The sequence below is a fragment of the Microbacterium sp. F2E genome (genome assembly GCF_020905435.1).
Classification (GTDB): Bacteria; Actinomycetota; Actinomycetes; order Actinomycetales; family Microbacteriaceae; genus Microbacterium; species Microbacterium lacticum.
The window spans coordinates 1-1076 of sequence record NZ_JAJJIB010000047.1 but is presented as its reverse complement, the minus strand read 5'-3'; the positions used below and the strand labels follow the sequence as shown (position 1 = coordinate 1076).

At 64.4% G+C, this 1076-nt stretch carries 1 protein-coding gene; it reads right to left on the bottom strand.

Translation table 11 applies throughout. From position 1 onward, the window contains the following. A partial coding sequence (locus LOK55_RS13915; protein ID WP_229935846.1) for an IS630 family transposase occupies positions 1-975 on the bottom strand: 975 nt, incomplete at its 3' end. Positions 976-1076 lie beyond the last annotated feature (101 nt).

The window sequence follows — 1076 nt, the reverse complement described above, 5'->3', positions numbered from 1 at the left end:
GGTCTTGGTCCAGATGAAGGGCTTCGGGTTCTCGTTCCATGCCTTGACCCACTCTCGGAGGTCCCTCTCGAGCGCTTGCACGGATCGGTGGTCGGAGCGTTGCAGCAGGTCGCGGGTGACCTCGGCGAACAGCCGCTCGACCTGGTTGATCCAGGACGAGTATGTCGGGGTGAAGTGCATGTGAAATCGTGGGTGGGCTGCCAGCCAGGTATTCACGGTCGGGTGCTTGTGGGTGCCGTAGTTGTCGCAGATCACATGCACGTCCAGATGCTCCGGCACGTTCTGATCGATCTTGGCCAGGAACTTCTTGAACTCCGCTGCCCGGTGCCGCCGATGGGTGGACGCGATCACCGTGCCGTCAGCGATGTTCATCGCCGCGAACAGGCTCGTGGTGCCGTGCCGGAAGTAGTCATGGGTGCGCTTCTCGGGCATGCCCGGCATCATCGGGAACGCCGGCTGCGAGCGGGACAGCGCCTGCACCTGGGACTTCTCGTCCACGCTGAGCACGACCGCAGACTCTGGTGGGTCCAGGTAAAGGCCGACGATGTCGTAGACCTTCTCCACGAACAGCGGATCGTTGGACAGCTTGAACCCGTCCGCACGGTGGGGCTTGAGACCGAATGCCTTCCAGATCCTCCCGATCGTCGACGCGGACAGCCCGCTGCGCTCTGCCATTTTCGACCGGGACCAATGCGTCGCGTTGGCAGGCGTGGATTCCAGCGTCGCCACGACCACGTCCTCCACCTGCTCGGCGGTCACCGTCGCAGGCCGGCCGGGCCGCGGATCATCCACGAGCCCGTCCAGGCGATGCTCCAGGAATCGCGCTCTCCATTTGCCGACCGTGGGGCGGCTGACCCCGAGCCGCTCGGCCACCACCGTGTTCGCGGCGCCCGTCGCGCTCTCCAGAACGATCCGCGAGCGCAACGCCAGAGCCTGCGACGACTTCCGCCGCCGAGCCCAGCGGACCAGCTGCACACGCTCCTCGTCACTCAGGACCAGATCAGCTTTCGGACGCCCAACTCGTGCCATACCCCATTCTAAGAGATAGACAACGAATTACTGGCGTACGACACTAG